Annotated in this window: 17 protein-coding genes and 3 tRNA genes; 4 read left to right on the top strand and 16 right to left on the bottom strand. The window is 59.5% G+C overall.

Annotated elements, in window-relative coordinates; genetic code table 11:
* Nucleotides 1-12: 12 nt before the first annotated feature.
* The 8 genes from N2A41_RS07370 to N2A41_RS07335 all read right to left on the bottom strand — a co-directional run bounded on the left by N2A41_RS07370 (nucleotide 13) and on the right by N2A41_RS07335 (nucleotide 4,005).
* On the bottom strand, nucleotides 13-282 hold the full coding sequence (locus tag N2A41_RS07370; protein WP_260110620.1) for a hypothetical protein: 270 nt from the start codon (nucleotides 280-282) through the stop codon (nucleotides 13-15).
* Nucleotides 282-1,472, bottom strand: a complete 1,191-nt coding sequence (locus N2A41_RS07365) for an NADH-quinone oxidoreductase subunit D (protein WP_017963849.1) — start codon at nucleotides 1,470-1,472, stop codon at nucleotides 282-284. The genes N2A41_RS07370 and N2A41_RS07365 overlap by 1 nt, the downstream gene beginning before the upstream one ends.
* 79 nt (nucleotides 1,473-1,551) lie before the next feature.
* Entirely contained in the window at nucleotides 1,552-1,875 is a 324-nt protein-coding gene (locus tag N2A41_RS07360) for a four helix bundle protein (RefSeq protein ID WP_206120164.1), read from the bottom strand.
* Between the two features lie 84 nt (nucleotides 1,876-1,959).
* Nucleotides 1,960-2,562 carry an NADH-quinone oxidoreductase subunit C gene (locus N2A41_RS07355; protein WP_260110619.1) on the bottom strand — a complete coding sequence of 201 codons (603 nt, stop codon included), beginning with the start codon at nucleotides 2,560-2,562 and terminating at the stop codon, nucleotides 1,960-1,962.
* Between the two features lie 18 nt (nucleotides 2,563-2,580).
* Nucleotides 2,581-3,165, bottom strand: coding sequence for a NuoB/complex I 20 kDa subunit family protein (locus tag N2A41_RS07350; RefSeq protein ID WP_003547368.1), 585 nt, complete (start codon nucleotides 3,163-3,165; stop codon nucleotides 2,581-2,583).
* On the bottom strand, nucleotides 3,156-3,521 hold the full coding sequence (locus N2A41_RS07345) for an NADH-quinone oxidoreductase subunit A (protein ID WP_010055493.1): 366 nt from the start codon (nucleotides 3,519-3,521) through the stop codon (nucleotides 3,156-3,158). Before N2A41_RS07345 ends, N2A41_RS07350 begins: the two co-directional genes overlap by 10 nt.
* 246 nt (nucleotides 3,522-3,767) lie before the next feature.
* Nucleotides 3,768-3,844 (bottom strand) — tRNA-Asp (locus N2A41_RS07340).
* Between the two features lie 84 nt (nucleotides 3,845-3,928).
* A tRNA-Asp gene (locus tag N2A41_RS07335) sits at nucleotides 3,929-4,005 on the bottom strand.
* A 405-nt stretch (nucleotides 4,006-4,410) separates the two neighbouring features.
* Between N2A41_RS07335 and N2A41_RS07330 the strand changes: the two genes are divergently transcribed.
* Both N2A41_RS07330 and N2A41_RS07325 read left to right on the top strand, forming a co-directional pair.
* Nucleotides 4,411-4,486 (top strand) — tRNA-Val (locus tag N2A41_RS07330).
* A 99-nt stretch (nucleotides 4,487-4,585) separates the two neighbouring features.
* Nucleotides 4,586-4,984: a hypothetical protein gene (locus N2A41_RS07325; protein WP_162117237.1), complete on the top strand. Its 399-nt coding sequence runs from the start codon at nucleotides 4,586-4,588 to the stop codon at nucleotides 4,982-4,984.
* Between the two features lie 59 nt (nucleotides 4,985-5,043).
* On the opposite strand, the gene N2A41_RS07320 is transcribed toward N2A41_RS07325, so the two are convergent.
* Nucleotides 5,044-5,592, bottom strand: coding sequence for a glutathione peroxidase (locus N2A41_RS07320; protein WP_260110618.1), 549 nt, complete (start codon nucleotides 5,590-5,592; stop codon nucleotides 5,044-5,046).
* Nucleotides 5,593-5,724: 132 nt separating this feature from the next.
* On the bottom strand, nucleotides 5,725-6,078 hold the full coding sequence (locus tag N2A41_RS07315; RefSeq protein ID WP_260110617.1) for a hypothetical protein: 354 nt from the start codon (nucleotides 6,076-6,078) through the stop codon (nucleotides 5,725-5,727).
* 164 nt (nucleotides 6,079-6,242) lie between these two features.
* Here N2A41_RS07315 and N2A41_RS07310 point away from each other — a divergent pair, with 164 nt between their 5' ends.
* Complete coding sequence (locus tag N2A41_RS07310; RefSeq protein ID WP_017963844.1) at nucleotides 6,243-6,848, top strand: class I SAM-dependent methyltransferase; 606 nt, start codon at nucleotides 6,243-6,245, stop codon at nucleotides 6,846-6,848.
* Here the strand turns inward: N2A41_RS07310 and N2A41_RS07305 are convergent, their stop codons facing one another.
* On the bottom strand, nucleotides 6,849-7,250 hold the full coding sequence (locus N2A41_RS07305; protein WP_246726208.1) for a (R)-mandelonitrile lyase: 402 nt from the start codon (nucleotides 7,248-7,250) through the stop codon (nucleotides 6,849-6,851). It lies immediately after the preceding gene.
* Entirely contained in the window at nucleotides 7,250-7,435 is a 186-nt protein-coding gene (locus tag N2A41_RS07300) for a hypothetical protein (RefSeq protein ID WP_260110616.1), read from the bottom strand. The genes N2A41_RS07305 and N2A41_RS07300 overlap by 1 nt, the downstream gene beginning before the upstream one ends.
* A gap of 47 nt (nucleotides 7,436-7,482) precedes the next feature.
* Between N2A41_RS07300 and N2A41_RS07295 the strand changes: the two genes are divergently transcribed.
* A complete protein-coding gene (locus N2A41_RS07295) occupies nucleotides 7,483-8,469 on the top strand; it encodes an aldo/keto reductase (RefSeq protein ID WP_260110615.1) in 987 nt (328 codons plus the stop codon).
* Between the two features lie 84 nt (nucleotides 8,470-8,553).
* On the opposite strand, the gene N2A41_RS07290 is transcribed toward N2A41_RS07295, so the two are convergent.
* The 4 genes from N2A41_RS07290 to clpX form a co-directional block, all read right to left on the bottom strand.
* A complete protein-coding gene (locus N2A41_RS07290; RefSeq protein ID WP_260110614.1) occupies nucleotides 8,554-10,752 on the bottom strand; it encodes an esterase-like activity of phytase family protein in 2,199 nt (732 codons plus the stop codon).
* 212 nt (nucleotides 10,753-10,964) lie between these two features.
* On the bottom strand, nucleotides 10,965-11,240 hold the full coding sequence (gene hupB, locus N2A41_RS07285; protein ID WP_003558438.1) for a DNA-binding protein HupB: 276 nt from the start codon (nucleotides 11,238-11,240) through the stop codon (nucleotides 10,965-10,967).
* A gap of 206 nt (nucleotides 11,241-11,446) precedes the next feature.
* Nucleotides 11,447-13,864 (bottom strand): endopeptidase La, encoded by a 2,418-nt coding sequence (gene lon, locus N2A41_RS07280; protein WP_162117231.1) that lies wholly within the window; start codon nucleotides 13,862-13,864, stop codon nucleotides 11,447-11,449.
* 400 nt (nucleotides 13,865-14,264) lie between these two features.
* Nucleotides 14,265-15,542 (bottom strand): ATP-dependent Clp protease ATP-binding subunit ClpX, encoded by a 1,278-nt coding sequence (clpX, locus tag N2A41_RS07275; RefSeq protein WP_017963839.1) that lies wholly within the window; start codon nucleotides 15,540-15,542, stop codon nucleotides 14,265-14,267.
* Between the last annotated feature and the right edge of the window lie 81 nt (nucleotides 15,543-15,623).

Here is a 15,623-nt window from a genome sequence, read left to right as displayed (position 1 = left end):
CCTCACGCCTTGTCAGTTTAGGGTTCCACACCGCGAAGCGGTCAAAGACTGCATTTCGCAGGCATAGGCCGACTGGTCTTTTTGCAAAAACACTACGAATTTGCTGCCGTTCGGAATGGCAGCCTTGATCTGATAGCCCTTGGACAAAAGCTCGCCCATGGACGATTGCTGCGCCGGCGGCGTCTCTTCCTTACGGCCCAGCGGCGTGCCGAGATTATCGGAGTCCTGAGCCGAAACCCCGGATGCCGAAAGAAGAATTGCGATGGCCAGCAGAAGCTGCATCAGCGGTCCACCTCGCCGAAGACGATGTCGAGCGAGCCGAGCACGGCCGCGACGTCGGCAAGCTGGTGACCGCGGCACATGAAGTCCATCGCCTGCAGATGGGCGTAACCCGGCGCGCGGATCTTGCAGCGATAGGGCTTGTTGGTGCCGTCGGAGACGAGATAGACGCCGAACTCACCTTTCGGCGCCTCGACGGCGGCATAAACCTCGCCGGCCGGCACATGGTAGCCTTCGGTATAGAGTTTGAAGTGGTGGATTAGCGCTTCCATCGAGCGCTTCATCTCGCCGCGCTTCGGCGGTACGACCTTGCCGTCGATCGACGAGAAGGGACCGGTCTTTGCATCCGAGAGCAGGCGGTTGACGCATTGCTTCATGATGCGGACCGATTCGCGCATCTCGATCATGCGGATCAGATATCGGTCGTAGTTGTCGCCATTCTTGCCGATCGGGATGTCGAATTCGAGATCGGAATAACATTCATAGGGCTGGGCGCGACGCAGATCCCAGGCCGCACCCGAACCACGCACCATGACGCCGGAGAAGCCCCAGGCCCAGCATTCCTGCAGCGAGACGACGCCGATATCGACGTTGCGCTGCTTGAAGATGCGGTTGCCGGTCAATAGGTTGTCGATGTCGTCGAGCGCCTTCAGGAACGGGTCGCACCAGTTACCGATATCCTGCACAAGCTGTTCGGGCAGATCCTGGTGGACGCCGCCCGGACGGAAATAGGCGGCGTGCATGCGTGAGCCGCTGGCGCGCTCGTAGAACACCATCAGCTTTTCACGCTCTTCGAAGCCCCAGAGCGGCGGCGTCAGCGCGCCAACGTCCATGGCCTGCGTGGTGACGTTCAGAAGATGCGAGAGGATGCGGCCGATTTCCGAATAGAGAACGCGGATCAGCTGGCCGCGAATCGGGATCTCGATGCCGAGCAGCTTTTCGACAGCCATCGCATAGGCATGTTCCTGGTTCATCGGCGCGACGTAATCGAGCCGATCGAAATAGGGCACGGCCTGAAGATAAGTTTTGGTCTCGATCAGCTTCTCGGTGCCGCGATGCAAAAGGCCGATATGCGGATCGACACGCTCCACAATTTCGCCGTCAAGCTCCAGGACAAGACGAAGAACGCCGTGCGCCGCCGGATGCTGCGGTCCGAAGTTGATGTTGAAGTTGCGGACGTTATGTTCGGTCATGCTGCGTGCTCCATGCCAAACGCGTTGCCAATCAAGCGAATAGCGAATGGCGAATAGCGAATAGTTTCGTTCGGTCTCATTACTTCTCCTGGAGACTCCGTATCAGCGCCCGAATCATTCGTCCGATCTCGTCGCACTTTCCGGTCATCTGCCTGAACTCACTCTCGTCGATCAGGCCGATGCGATGAGAAATGAGCATATGCGTTTCCAATTCCTTCAACGAACCTTGAGAGATACGCAGAAACTGAATGAAACTTCCCGTGACCTCACGTCCGTGTCCTTCAGCAATATTGGCTGCGATCGAACTCGCCGCCCTGCGTATCTGAGCTGTCAGACCGTAAACCTCCTCCCTGGGAAATTTTCTGGTCAGTTGATAACAATCCACCGCGAGATCGATCGCAATCTGCCAGACCTTAAGATCCTTGTAGGAGTTTATCGTCTGCCCGCCCCTTCCAACTATTCGCTATTCGCTACTCACTATTCGCCGCTACGGCTTCGCCTTCTCATCGCCCGGCAGCACATATTCCGTGCCTTCCCAGGGAGACATGAAGTCGAAATTGCGGAATTCCTGTTTCAGTTCGACCGGCTCGTAAACGACGCGCTTTGCCGCATCGTCATAGCGAACCTCGACGAAACCGGTCGTCGGGAAGTCCTTGCGCAGCGGGTGGCCTTCGAATCCGTAGTCGGTCAGAATGCGGCGCAGGTCCGGATGGCCGGTGAAGAGCACGCCATACATGTCCCAGGTCTCGCGTTCGAACCAGTCGGCGCCCGGATAGACCGGGCAGGCCGACGGGACCGGCGTATCCTCGTCGGTCGCGACCTTGACGCGGATGCGCAGGTTCTTCTTCGGCGACAGCAGGTGATAGACGACGTCGAAACGCAGCTCGCGCTGCGGCCAATCGACCCCGCAAATATCGATCAGGTTGACGAAACCGCATTTGGCGTCGTCGCGCAGGAAGGTCAGCAGGGCGATCAGGTTCTCACCCGTCGTCGTCAGCGTCAGTTCGCCATACTTCATCTGCGATGCGGCAATCAGATTAACGCGCGCTTCGCCAAGGTAGGACGCAAGCTCAGTCAGGGCTTCACTCATATGCCTTGTCCTTAACCCTTAGCGTTCGATCGTGCCGGTACGCCGGATCTTCTTCTGCAGCAGAAGCACGCCATAAAGCAGCGCCTCTGCCGTGGGGGGACAGCCCGGCACGTAGATGTCGATCGGCACGATACGGTCGCAGCCGCGCACCACCGAATAGGAATAGTGATAATAGCCGCCGCCATTGGCGCAGGAGCCCATCGAGATGACATAGCGCGGCTCGGGCATCTGGTCGTAGACCTTGCGCAGCGCCGGCGCCATCTTGTTGGTCAGCGTGCCGGCGACGATCATCACGTCGGACTGGCGCGGCGAGGCGCGCGGCGCAAAACCGAAGCGCTCGACGTCATAACGCGGCATCGACAGCTGCATCATCTCGACGGCGCAACAGGCAAGGCCGAAGGTCATCCACATCAGCGAGCCGGTGCGGGCCCAGTTGATCAGTTCGTCGGTCGAGGTGACGAGAAACCCTTTGTCAGCAAGCTCGTTGTTGATCTCGCCAAAAAACGGGTCGTTGCTGCCGATTGGCTTGCCGGTCGAGGGATCAATGATCCCCTTCGGCTGCTGTGCCACAAGCGGCTGATTGCTCACAGGGGCTACTCCCATTCCAGGGCTCCCTTCTTCCATTCATAGATAAAGCCGATGGTCAGCACGAGAAGGAAGACCATCATGGACCAGAAGCCGAACCAGCCGATGGCGCCGAAAGACACGGCCCAGGGAAAGAGGAAGGCGACTTCGAGGTCGAAGATGATGAAGAGGATCGACACGAGGTAGAAACGGATGTCGAACTTCATGCGGGCGTCGTCGAAAGCGTTGAAGCCGCACTCGTAAGCCGAGAGCTTTTCCGAATCGGGCGCTTTGAACGCCACGGCGAACGGCGCAATGAGCAGCGCCAGGCCGATAACGAGCGCAATAGCAATGAAGATAGCGATCGGAATATAAGAACTGAGCAGTTCAGTCATCATGTTCATCCCTGCTTGCCGGTGACGCCAGGCGGCGCATTTGGGCAAATGCCCGGCAAGCGAATGTGCGTTGCAACAAGCCGTGGTTAGCGCAGCCGAGGCCTCGGCGCAAGACTTTTACGGAGGCAATTCGACGCGTGTCGCGCGGACATTATCAAGCAGGTGCAACGATGTCGCGACAAATCCGTGCAAGCCGCTTCAGCGCGCATGGCTGACCACTGGAAACTGCATGGCTTTCGGAAGAAATGGCGCGAGTGACGGGGCTCGAACCCGCGACCTCCGGCGTGACAGGCCGGCACTCTAACCGACTGAGCTACACCCGCGCATTGATCGGCCATTTTACGGCCGCGAGGATTAGGAAATCCGGACAAACGACAAATCGCATTTGCGTTTTACAAGACTTGAAATGGCGCGAGTGACGGGGCTCGAACCCGCGACCTCCGGCGTGACAGGCCGGCACTCTAACCAACTGAGCTACACCCGCAATTCATTTCAAGCAGTCCGGATGCCTTCGCACCCTCTCCAAAACGGCTGCCCGTTTCGATGAGCGGCTAACTACGGGGTTCGCCTTTTAGTGTCAAGCAGGTTTGGAGACAAAACAATGACAGTCGGTGAATTGTTTCGGCGGGTTGGGCGCCAGACGAACAAAAGCCGGCACTTCCGTCTTCCGCAGCGATGCTCAGCCGCAGACGCAACGCCTTCGAAACGGGAATGCTCGCCGCCCCTCCCCTCACTTTTCAACAGCCGAGCCCAGCCTAAGGGTCATTGCAAGACACGGGACCACCACCAAAAAAATCAAAAAATCTTCACAAACACTCTTGCGGTTTTGCCTCGATCCGCATAGATCACGGCCACCAACGCGGCAGGCCGATCCGGCTTCGTTTGCGATGGGCGATTAGCTCAGTTGGTAGAGCGCCTCGTTTACACCGAGGATGTCGGCGGTTCGAGTCCGTCATCGCCCACCATTTCTAAAGTTCCCGCTGCTTGTCCATCAGAGTGGGATTCCGAATTAGTTCGCTAATCCGGTCACGATCTGCGCAAGGTGTTTCGTCAGGAGACACTTCATGAAAATCGCTATCAAAATCTCTGCGCTGCTTATCGCCAGCGTGGCTGCGCCCCCGTGCATTGCCAAAGAGCCGGCCCAAGAGGTTTTCCTGTCTGCCGGGGACCAGACGATCAAGACCTCGGGAGAAACCCCGGCCCGTGAAGCCAGGACCTATCTCCTGAGAATGCCGTCGGATCTGCCGATTAATTTTTCGGTCGATGCCGACAATTCAGCCTGCAGCCTGGAAATCAGCAAAGCCAGCCAGCGCGGCGTCTTAAGCACAATCAGCCGATTCCCCGCGTCTTTCAGAGACAGCGGTCAAAGTGGCGATGAATATACATTTTCGTTTTTCCAAAACCGGGTTTCATTTATGAGCGGCGCGCGATGCGCCTTCTCATTTTCTCTGACGCAGATGTGACCATGTTTTTGGGGTGATGGGCATGCCTCGCCGTCCACAGGCACTCATCGCCCACCATTTCATCTCTTCGCCAGTTCTTTCTCCACCGCCGAAACCAGCCGCGAATCATCCGCCGTCACGTCAGGCGCGAAGCGGGCGGCGACTTTGCCGTCGCGGCCGATCAGGAATTTTTCGAAGTTCCAGAGGATGTCGTCCTCATCTCCGCCTGTCAGCCCATGGGATTTCAGGCGTTCTCGCATCGGGCCGTCGCCCGTCGTCGCGACACCCGACTTGGTCAGTTGCCGGTAAAGCGGATGCTGGGCTTCGCCCTTGACCGAGATCTTCGAGAAGATCGGGAAGGTGACGTCGTAGGTGCTGGTGCAGAAATCGAGGATCTCGGCGTCGGTGCCGGGCTCCTGACCCTTGAAGTCGTTAGCGGGAAAGGCGGCGATGACGAAGCCGCGCTCGCGCTTTTCCCCATAGAGCTTTTCCAGCCCCTCATATTGTGGCGTGAGACCGCATTTCGAGGCGACATTGACCACCAAGAGCACCCTGCCCTTGTATTCGTTGAGCGTGGTCTCGCGACCATCCGCAGTTTTGACCGGGATATCCAGCGCATTGCCCGTCACGGGAACCTCCAATTTCGTAAGGATATGTTTCGCCAAGCTTAGCGATATCGCCGCTGTTGTCATCAGCGTCGGGATCAACTTGGCTTCCACAGGACGCCGGTGCGGCTTCCGGCCGCACCGGGCCTCAGCACCTCAGGCGGGAGACGTTTCCTTCACGTCGTCGAGCAGGAAGTGCACGACGAGATAATCCGTCTTGTAATGGCGGCCACTTTCCGACACGGAATCGACGCTGCCGCCGTCCTTCGGGTGCCAGGGATGATAGTGGGGGTTGGTGGTAATCAGCGTGATGGCCTTGCCATCTCTTTCGCCAAGCCGGAAGCGCATCTCGGCGAGCGGCCAGATCCGCTCGTAATCCTGCATGGTGATTCGCGCCTTCAGCGCCTTGCGCTGCAGCGGCGCTTCGCCGGCCTCGGCTGGTGTTTCCAACATCACCTCCTCAGCTCCGCTGATGATGGCGTTGAATTCTTCAGGCCACATGCGTCTCATGAAATCGCTCCTCCCGAGGCTTTTTCGTCAGTTCACAGATGGAACTTAGCGGTTTGTTCGAAAGAAGCAAATTCCTGTCATGCGGTTGTCATCGGTGCCGGCTGCTCCTACCTTCCCGTCAAACCGCATCAGGGCCGTCAGTCGCCCGCAATCCCGGGATCAAGATGAAGACACGTGAAGAAAGGCAGGCGCTCCGGGCGAGCATGCCGCGCACCCCGCTCAGCGCCTACCACATGGAAAACGCCCGGCTGCTGCCGGATCGCGGCGAACTGCTCTATCGGATTCCGAACGGCGGTATCGGCGTCGAGGTAGGAGCAGCCTTCGGCGAATATACGGCGGAGATCCTGGAAAAGAATCGCCCGGCAGAGCTCTATCTCATCGATCCCTGGTCGATGGATCGCTACAGCTCCGGGCTCGACGCGATCCACACGAATTTCGCGGCCGAGATCGAGGCCGGCCGGCTGCATCTGATGCAGGGCACATCGCTTGAGAAGCTTGCCGAATTCGCGGACGATTTCCTCGACTGGGCCTATATCGATACCGATCATTCCTTCGAGCTGACCTGGCAGGAATTGCTGCTCTGCGAAAAGAAGGTGAAGCGCACGGGGCGTATTGCCGGGCATGATTTCTGCACCGGCAATACGGTCAAGCCGATCGTCTATGGCGTCGTCGAGGCGGTCACCAAATTCTGCAAGGATTACGGCTGGCAATTCGAGTTCCTGACGGTCGAATCGCACGCGCATTTTTCCTATTGCCTGAAGCGGCTCTAATCAGACCTTGCCGGAATATTGCTCGTCGCTGACCTTTTCCATCCAGTCGACGTGGCTGCCGTCCAGCGCTTCATGGATGGCGATGTGCGTCATCGCCGTGTCGGGGGCAGCACCATGCCAATGTTTTTCGCCCGGCGCGAACCAGACGGTATCGCCAGCGCGGATCTCGCGGATCTCCCCGCCCCAGCTCTGGGCGAGACCTTTGCCTGATGTCACGATCAACGTCTGGCCGAGCGGATGCGTATGCCAGGCCGTGCGGGCGCCGGGTTCGAAGGTGACGGAGACCGCCCTCGCCCGTGCTGGCGCCGGCGTCTCCATCAGCGGATCCTGACGAACGGCGCCGGTGAAATAGTCGGCCGGTGGCTTCGTCGAGGGGCGAGAGCCGGCGGGTTTGATCTCCATCATCTGTCCTTTTCCATCCATGCGGTTGAAGCCTTGTAGCAGAACGATATTTCATCGGGGCGACCAATCAAAGCCTGATCGGCAATTGCCGCGGAGTCGCCCGGCTGATAGTGCCAGTGTCTTTCATCAGCGCGTTGCATCTTGCTTGAATCATGCGACGCGCTTTGGCTCTTTGTTTCATGCATGTCGTTGTCCCCGCACTTCCGGCGACATGCAGTAGGGAGGATTTTTCATGAAACACCATGCTTTTGGCCGCATGCCCTTCACCGTCACCAACGTCGGCTTCGGCGCCTGGCAGATCGGCGGCTCCTGGGGCGACATCAGCGAGGCCGACGGACGCGCGGCGCTGAATGCCGCGCTCGATGCCGGCATGACATTCATCGACACGGCGGATGTCTATGGCGACGGCCGCTCGGAAAAAATCATTGCCGACGTGTTGAAGACGCGCGGCGGCGAACGGCCGATGGTTGCCACCAAGGCGGGCCGTCGCCTCAACCCGCATGTCGCCGAAGGCTACACCAAGGCTAATCTCGAAGGCTTCATCGACCGCAGCCTGACGAATCTTGCCGTCGACAGTCTCGACCTCGTACAGCTCCACTGCCCGCCGCGCGACGTGCTTTACCAACCGGAGGTATTCGGGGGCCTGGACGCGCTGCAGAAGGCCGGCAAGATCAAGGGTTACGGCGTCAGCGTCGAAAAGGTCGAGGACGGCCTGAAGGCGATCGAATATCCCGGCGTCGTCAGCATCCAGATCATCTACAACATCTTCCGCCAGCGCCCCAATCACCTGTTCTTCCAGGAAGCACGCCGCAGGAATGTGGCGATCGTCGCCCGCGTGCCGCTCGCAAGCGGTCTTCTCTCCGGCAAGATCACCCGGGACACACATTTTGCCAGCGACGACCACCGCAATTTCAACCGCAACGGCGAAGCCTTCGATGTCGGCGAGACATTTGCCGGCGTGCCGTTCGAGGTCGGCCTGCAGGCGGTGGAAGAGGTGCGCAAGCTGGTGCCCCAGGGCGCGACCATGGCCGCCTTCGCGCTCCGATGGATCCTGATGAGCGATGCGGTCATCGTCGTCATCCCCGGTGCCCGCAATGGCGAGCAAGCCAAGGCCAACGCGGCGGCCGCCGACCTTGCGCCGCTGTCGGCCGACGTCATGGCGGCAACGCGCGAGATCTATGAGCGGCTGATCGCGCCGCATGTGCATCAGCGCTGGTAGGCGTCCAACACTTCAAAATGCAAATGGCCGGGTTTTCGCCCGGCCATTTGCATATTATCGATCCGTCAAGGTCTGTTGGTGGGCTCAGTTGGTGCCGACCAGATCGACCGGGAAGAACAGGGTCTCGCCGGAGGAGTCGCTGACGCCGTCATTGTCGGTGACCGCGTAGGGCTTGCCCGACGCGTCGAAAGTGAAGCCTTCAAGCTTGTCCAGCACATAGCCGTTGGTGGCAGACTTCAGCTCGCCGAGGAAGTCGTGCGCTTCGGTCTTCTTGACGACCGGCAACTCACCGCCGAGCTTGGCGGGCTTCAGGTCCGATATCGCGATCTTGTAGAGCTTCTTCAGCCTGGCGGCATCGCCGATGAGGTTGTCGCGCTCGATGATGTAGACGCTGTCGCCTTGAGCCGAGATTTCCGACAGGCCGACCCAGCCGCTTTCCGTCTTGTCGAGCGGATAGCGAACGGCACCCCATTCCTTCTTCTTCGGATTGTAGGAGACGAGCTTGACGAAGCCCTTCTCATCGTCGCTCCACTCGCGCTGGACCGCCATCCAGAGCGTGGTGTCGTCGCCGGTGCCGATAATGGTCACGCCTTCGAAGCCGTAGCGGATTTCGTTGGCGACGAGCTCCTTCGGCAGGGCGATCTCGGCCTTGATGCCACCCTTGGCATTGACGTTGTAGAGCGCGTGCGGAACGAGACGCTCGCTGTAGCCTTCCGAGGCGAGCCAGAAGGAGCCATCGGCGGCAGCCGCGATGCCTTCGATGTCGAGCTTCTGGGCTGGGGCACCGTCACGCTTGACGACGAGGGCGTCGGTGATGACGGCCGGCTTCTTGCTGGCGTCGATCGTGTAGATCGTCGGCTGCGAGCCCAGAACGCTGTCGCTTACCGCGTAGAGCATGCCCGGCTCGCCCGGAACGGCGGCGAGACCCGAAAGGGCTGCGAAGCCGATCGGATTGCCGTCCTTTTCGGCAGAGACGATCTGCGGATAGGCCTTCTCGCCTTCCGAGCGCTCGTAGATCATCACATGCGAACGCGCGCCGCCGTCCTTGCCGAGGTCGAGTTCGTTGGCAGTCGCAAGAAGATTACGCGCGGGAATGGCGATCGCGCCTTCCGGCGAAATGCCCGACGGCAGCAACTGGACGAGCTCGGGACCGGCGCCGGTATCTTTGTAGACGCCGACGACCGAGGCACGCTCGGCGAGCAGAAAGAAATACTGATCATCGCCGAACTTGGCGGCTTCAAGGCCTTCGGGCTCGACGCCCTTCGATCCCGAACGGCTTTCCGGATAGTGGCCGATATGGGCAACGGCGCGTTCGAAAGATGCGCCTGATTCGTAGAGAAGCTTGCCCGTCTTGTCGAAGATGGTGAAGCCGCGCGAGCCGCCCTGGTAGTCGCCTTCATTGGCGACGACAAGGCGGTTGTCGTCCAGCCACTTCACGGCGTCGGGCTCGCGCAGCACGCCCTTGGCTTCGCCCGAGAATTTCAGGGCGCCGTCACGCTTGGTGTCGATACCGGAGAGATCGACGCTGCCGGCGGAAAAATGCGTCTTCACGTCAGCCGTGTTGGCGTCGATGATGACGATCTCATTGTTCTCCTGCAGCGTCAGGGCAATTTCGTTCAGGCCGTTGAAGGCGACAAATTCCGGCTCCGGATCTTCAGGGGCGACGCCGGTAAGCCCGGTCAGCGCCACGTGCTTGATGGTACCGCAGTCGACGGTGCCGTTCTTGACCTGGAAGACGACGAGGTCGCCGGCCGGCATTTGCGGGATCTTGCCGTCATTGACGTCTTCGTCGCGCTCGTTTTCGATTGCGATGGCGCCGAGCGTCTTGTCCTTGTTGAGGGCGATCGAATCCGGCTGGCCGCCGAGATCGCAGGTGCTCTCGATCTTCTTGGTCGCCACGTCGACGATCGCGAGACGGCCCGAGGGCTTCGCCTTGCTTTCGGAGGTGTTGACAGCAACGAGCGCCTTGCCGGCGCTGGAGGTGACCGATGTCGGCTCGCCGTCCATCATCACCGCGCCGCCGGCCTTCGGTGCCTTGGCGTCGGTAATGTCGATGAAGCCGATCGCGCCGAGCGGGCTGTCGCTATAGATCAGCGTGTTGCCGTCGTCGGTCGCGGTGATGATTTCTGCGGAGCTCGCCGACAGCTTGTCCTTGTCGGCCGGCAGGTTCGCCGCAACCGGAAAGGAGGCGATGCGGTTGAAAACCGGTTCGGCCGCGGCCGGAAAAGCAACGGATGCGAGAAGCACGGCAGCAAGCGCTGCCTTGCGCGATGAAATTGTCATGAAATCCCCCATGTATCGAACATTCGAAACATAGGTTTTCTGGGGGAGCGGCATGACACAGGCATGACAGATGCGGCATTTTGCACCTGATCACGTCAGGCGATTGTCCGCTCGCTTCGCACCGACCGCCAAGCAAAAGGGGTCCGGCAAAGCCGAACCCCTCTCAAATCCTGCACAGCCGGTCTCGTTTCCGACTGGTGGATAATCTCAGATCAGCCGTTGACGGCGTCCTTCAGGCCCTTGCCGGGCGTGAATTTCGGCACGTTGCGAGCCGGAATGTCGACTTCAGCGCCCGTTGACGGATTACGGCCCTTCGTTGCGGCACGATGAGAAACGGTGAAGCTGCCGAAACCCGCGAGGCGGATGTCGCCCTTGTTCTTGAGCTCAGCCTGGACAACGTCGAAAACCGCGTCAACAGCGGAAGCCGCGTCAGACTTCGTCAGTCCTGCCTTTTCGGCTACTGCGGACACGAGTTCATTCTTGTTCATGTTTCCACCCCTTTCTAAATGGTATGAAACGACTCAAAAGTAAGCTAGGCGCAGAATAGGTTTCATCAGGCCCGCCGAAAACCCAAAAGCCCTGCAAATCAAGGAAAAGCAAGCGTCTACATGACGTTTTCACAAAAAAGGCTGGCGTTTCCGCCAGCCTTTTTCCGTGTTTTGTCCCAATGGGGCATAAATGTGGCAAAGGCCACTCAATGCGCTATGGTTGCGCCTGTCTCATCGAGGCCTTCGACCGTTGCGATGACCGGCGTTTCCACCGTACCATCCCATTCGATCGGCTCCGGCCGGCGGATCAGCGCATGCTTGATCACCTCGCCCATGCGGGATACCGGGATGATCTCCATGTTGTTCTTCACGTTATCAGGAATCTCCGCCAGGTCCTTGGCGTTTTCCTCCGGAATCAGCACCTTCTTGATGCCGCCGCGAAGCGCTGCGAGCAGCTTTTCCTTGAGACCACCGATCGGCAGCACACGGCCACGAAGGGTGATTTCACCAGTCATGGCCACATGCCTGTCCACCGGAATGCCGGTCATGATTGAGACGATCGCGGTTGCCATGGCGACGCCGGCCGAGGGGCCATCCTTCGGCGTCGCGCCTTCCGGCACGTGCACGTGGATGTCGCTCTTGTCGAAGCGCGGCGGCTCGATGCCGAAATCGACAGCGCGCGAGCGGACATAGGAGGCCGCTGCCGAGATCGATTCCTTCATGACTTCCTTCAAATTGCCAGTGACCGTCATGCGGCCCTTGCCCGGCATCATCACGCCTTCGATGGTCAGCAGTTCGCCACCGACTTCCGTCCAGGCAAGACCGGTCACGACGCCGACCTGATCCTCGCCCTCGGCTTCGCCATGGCGGAAGCGCGGGACGCCGAGATAGTCGGAGATGTTGGCGGCCGTCACATGAACGGACTTCGCCTTGCCCTTGATGATTTCGGTGACCGCCTTGCGGGCGAGCTTCATCAGTTCGCGTTCGAAGTTGCGGACGCCGGCTTCGCGGGTGTACTGCTGGCTGATCGCCATCAGGGCGTCGTCGCTGACCGAGAATTCTTCCGGCTGCAACGCATGTTCCTTGATGGCCTTCGGCAGCAGGTGCCGCTTGGCGATTTCGCGCTTTTCATCCTCGGTGTAGCCGGCGATACGGATGATCTCCATGCGGTCCATCAGGGGCGCTGGAATATTCAGCGTATTCGCCGTCGTGATGAACATCACATCCGACAGGTCGTATTCGACTTCCAGATAGTGGTCCATGAAGGTCATGTTCTGTGCCGGATCGAGCACTTCGAGCAGGGCCGAGGACGGATCGCCGCGATAGTCCTGGCCGAGCTTGTCGATCTCGTCGAGCAGGAAGAGCGGGTTGGACTTCTTCGCCTTCTTCATCGACTGGATGACCTTGCCGGGCATCGAGCCGATATAGGTGCGGCGGTGACCGCGGATTTCGGCTTCGTCACGAACGCCGCCAAGTGCCATGCGGACATACTCACGGCCGGTCGCCTTGGCAATCGACTGGGCAAGCGAAGTCTTGCCGACACCCGGAGGACCGACGAGGCAGAGGATCGGGCCCTTGATCTTGGTGGCACGGGCCTGCACGGCCAGATATTCGACGATGCGCTCCTTGACCTTATCGAGACCGAAGTGATCGGCTTCGAGGATCTTCTCGGCATTGTTGAGATCGGCCTTGATCTTCGACTTCTTGCCCCAGGGAATGCCGAGCAGCCAGTCCAGATAATTGCGCACGACGGTGGCTTCCGCCGACATCGGGCTCATCTGGCGCAGCTTCTTCAGCTCCGCATCGGCCTTTTCACGGGCTTCCTTGGACAGCTTGGTCTTGGAGATGCGCTCTTCCAGTTCGCTCATCTCGTCGCGGCCTTCCTCGCCGTCGCCGAGTTCCTTCTGGATCGCCTTCATCTGTTCATTGAGGTAGTATTCGCGCTGGGTTTTCTCCATCTGGCGCTTGACGCGCGAGCGGATCCGCTTTTCGACCTGCAGGACCGAGATCTCGCCTTCCATGAAGCCGAGGGCTTTTTCGAGGCGCTGCTTGACGCTGGTGGTCTCCAGCATCTCCTGCTTCTCGGTGATCTTGATCGACAGATGCGAAGCGACCGTATCGGCGAGCTTGGAATAGTCGTCGATCTGGCTGGCGGCGCCGACCACTTCAGGTGAAATCTTCTTGTTGAGCTTCACGTAGCTCTCGAATTCGGAGACGACCGAACGCGACAGGGCTTCCAGCTCGACCGGATCGTCATGCGGCTCCTCGAGCACATGGCCGAGCGCCTCATAGAAATCCTCGCGGCTGGTATAGGTGTCGATCTCGGCGCGGGCGCGGCCCTCCACCAGAACCTTCACGGTGCCGTCGGGCAGCTTCAAGAGCTGCAACACGTTCGCCACGGTGCCAACATTGTGGATCGCGGAAGGATCCGGATCGTCGTCGCTGGCGTTGATCTGTGTCACCAGCATGATCTGCTTGTCGGAACCCATGACCTCTTCGAGCGCACGGATCGACTTTTCCCGTCCCACGAATAGCGGCACGATCATATGCGGGAAAACCACGATGTCGCGCAGGGGCAGAACAGGGTAGGCAGTGCTGGTCGCTACAGACGTTTTCTTCGTCATTTTATGTCCTTTCCATCGTCCCGTTGCCGGGCTCTGTGCACGGCCGCTTGGGACCGGCCGGCAATCTCACTTGTTCCTACAAGTGGAGGTTCTGACTACGCTTTTCAAGCACGCCAACGCCCGCGTCCCTCGGATGTGACAGCTTTATTACAACGGAACGCCAACACTATGACGCGTGTGGCTGGACCGGCGCTTACCACTTCCGACCCGGCTAAATGCAAACGCCAGCAAGAGACTTACGGATCATTGCATCATTGCCAGGCACGAACCTTGCGCAACATCGGCAAAAGCAACTTCGGTTCCCACCGGCAAATACTAACAGCGCCTCGCATGGTTTTTCAAATAGAAAGGGGCCTGCCTATGGCAAGCCCCCAAAATAATCACACGAAAGCCATCAAGCTCACGCCGAAGCGTTTGCCTTTTCTTCCTGGCGATCGGCATAGATGTAAAGCGGACGGGCCGAACCGCGCACCACTTCCTCTGATATGACGACCTCGCGCACGCCTTCCAGCGTCGGCAGTTCGAACATCGTGTCGAGCAGGATCTTCTCCATGATCGAGCGAAGGCCGCGGGCGCCGGTCTTGCGCACGATCGCCTTACGGGCGATTTCACGCAGAGCGTCCTCATGGAAGTTCAGTTCCACATCCTCCATCTCGAACAGCCGCTGATACTGCTTGATCAGCGCGTTCTTCGGCTCGGACAGGATCTGGATCAGTGCGTCCTCGTCGAGGTCCTCGAGCGTCGCCAGAACCGGCAGACGGCCGATGAATTCCGGGATGAGGCCGAACTTGACCAGATCTTCCGGCTCCAGTTCGCGCAGGACCTCGCCGACGCGACGGTCGTCCTGGGACTTGACGGTGGCGCCAAAGCCGATCGAGGTCTTCTCGCCGCGAGCCGAAATGATCTTGTCGAGGCCAGCGAAGGCGCCGCCACAGATGAACAGAATGTTTGTTGTGTCGACCTGCAGGAATTCCTGCTGCGGGTGCTTGCGGCCGCCCTGCGGCGGAACGGAAGCAACCGTGCCTTCCATTATCTTCAGCAGCGCCTGCTGCACGCCCTCGCCCGAGACGTCGCGGGTGATCGACGGGTTGTCAGACTTGCGCGAAATCTTGTCGACTTCGTCGATGTAGACGATGCCGCGCTGCGCACGCTCGACATTGTAGTCGGCCGACTGAAGGAGCTTCAGGATGATGTTTTCGACATCCTCGCCAACATAACCGGCCTCGGTCAGCGTCGTCGCATCGGCCATCGTGAAGGGAACGTCGATAATACGGGCGAGCGTCTGGGCAAGATAGGTCTTGCCGCAGCCGGTCGGACCGACGAGCATGATGTTCGACTTCGCCAATTCGACTTCGCCGTTCTTGGAGGCGTGCGCCAGGCGCTTGTAGTGGTTGTGAACGGCAACCGACAAGATCTTCTTCGCCTGCCGCTGGCCGATGACGTATTCGTCGAGGACCTTGATGATGTCCTGGGGCGTCGGAACGCCGTCGCGGGACTTGACCATCGAGGATTTGTTCTCCTCGCGGATGATGTCCATGCACAATTCGACGCATTCATCGCAGATGAAGACGGTCGGTCCGGCAATCAGTTTCCGGACTTCGTGCTGGCTCTTTCCGCAGAACGAACAATAGAGAGTGTTCTTGGAGTCGCCGCCGTTGCTGCCGCTGACCTTGCTCATATCATTTTCCTTCCAGCACGCCGCATTTCAAGGCGAAATCGCGGTCCACTCTATCAGCTCCTGGCGGCACTCCGTTTCCGG

The sequence above is a fragment of the Rhizobium sp. SRDI969 genome (assembly GCF_025152725.1).
Classification (GTDB): domain Bacteria; phylum Pseudomonadota; class Alphaproteobacteria; order Rhizobiales; family Rhizobiaceae; genus Rhizobium; species Rhizobium leguminosarum_I.
The sequence above is the reverse complement of the archived record's forward strand: the minus strand, read 5'-3'. Positions and strand labels throughout refer to the sequence as shown.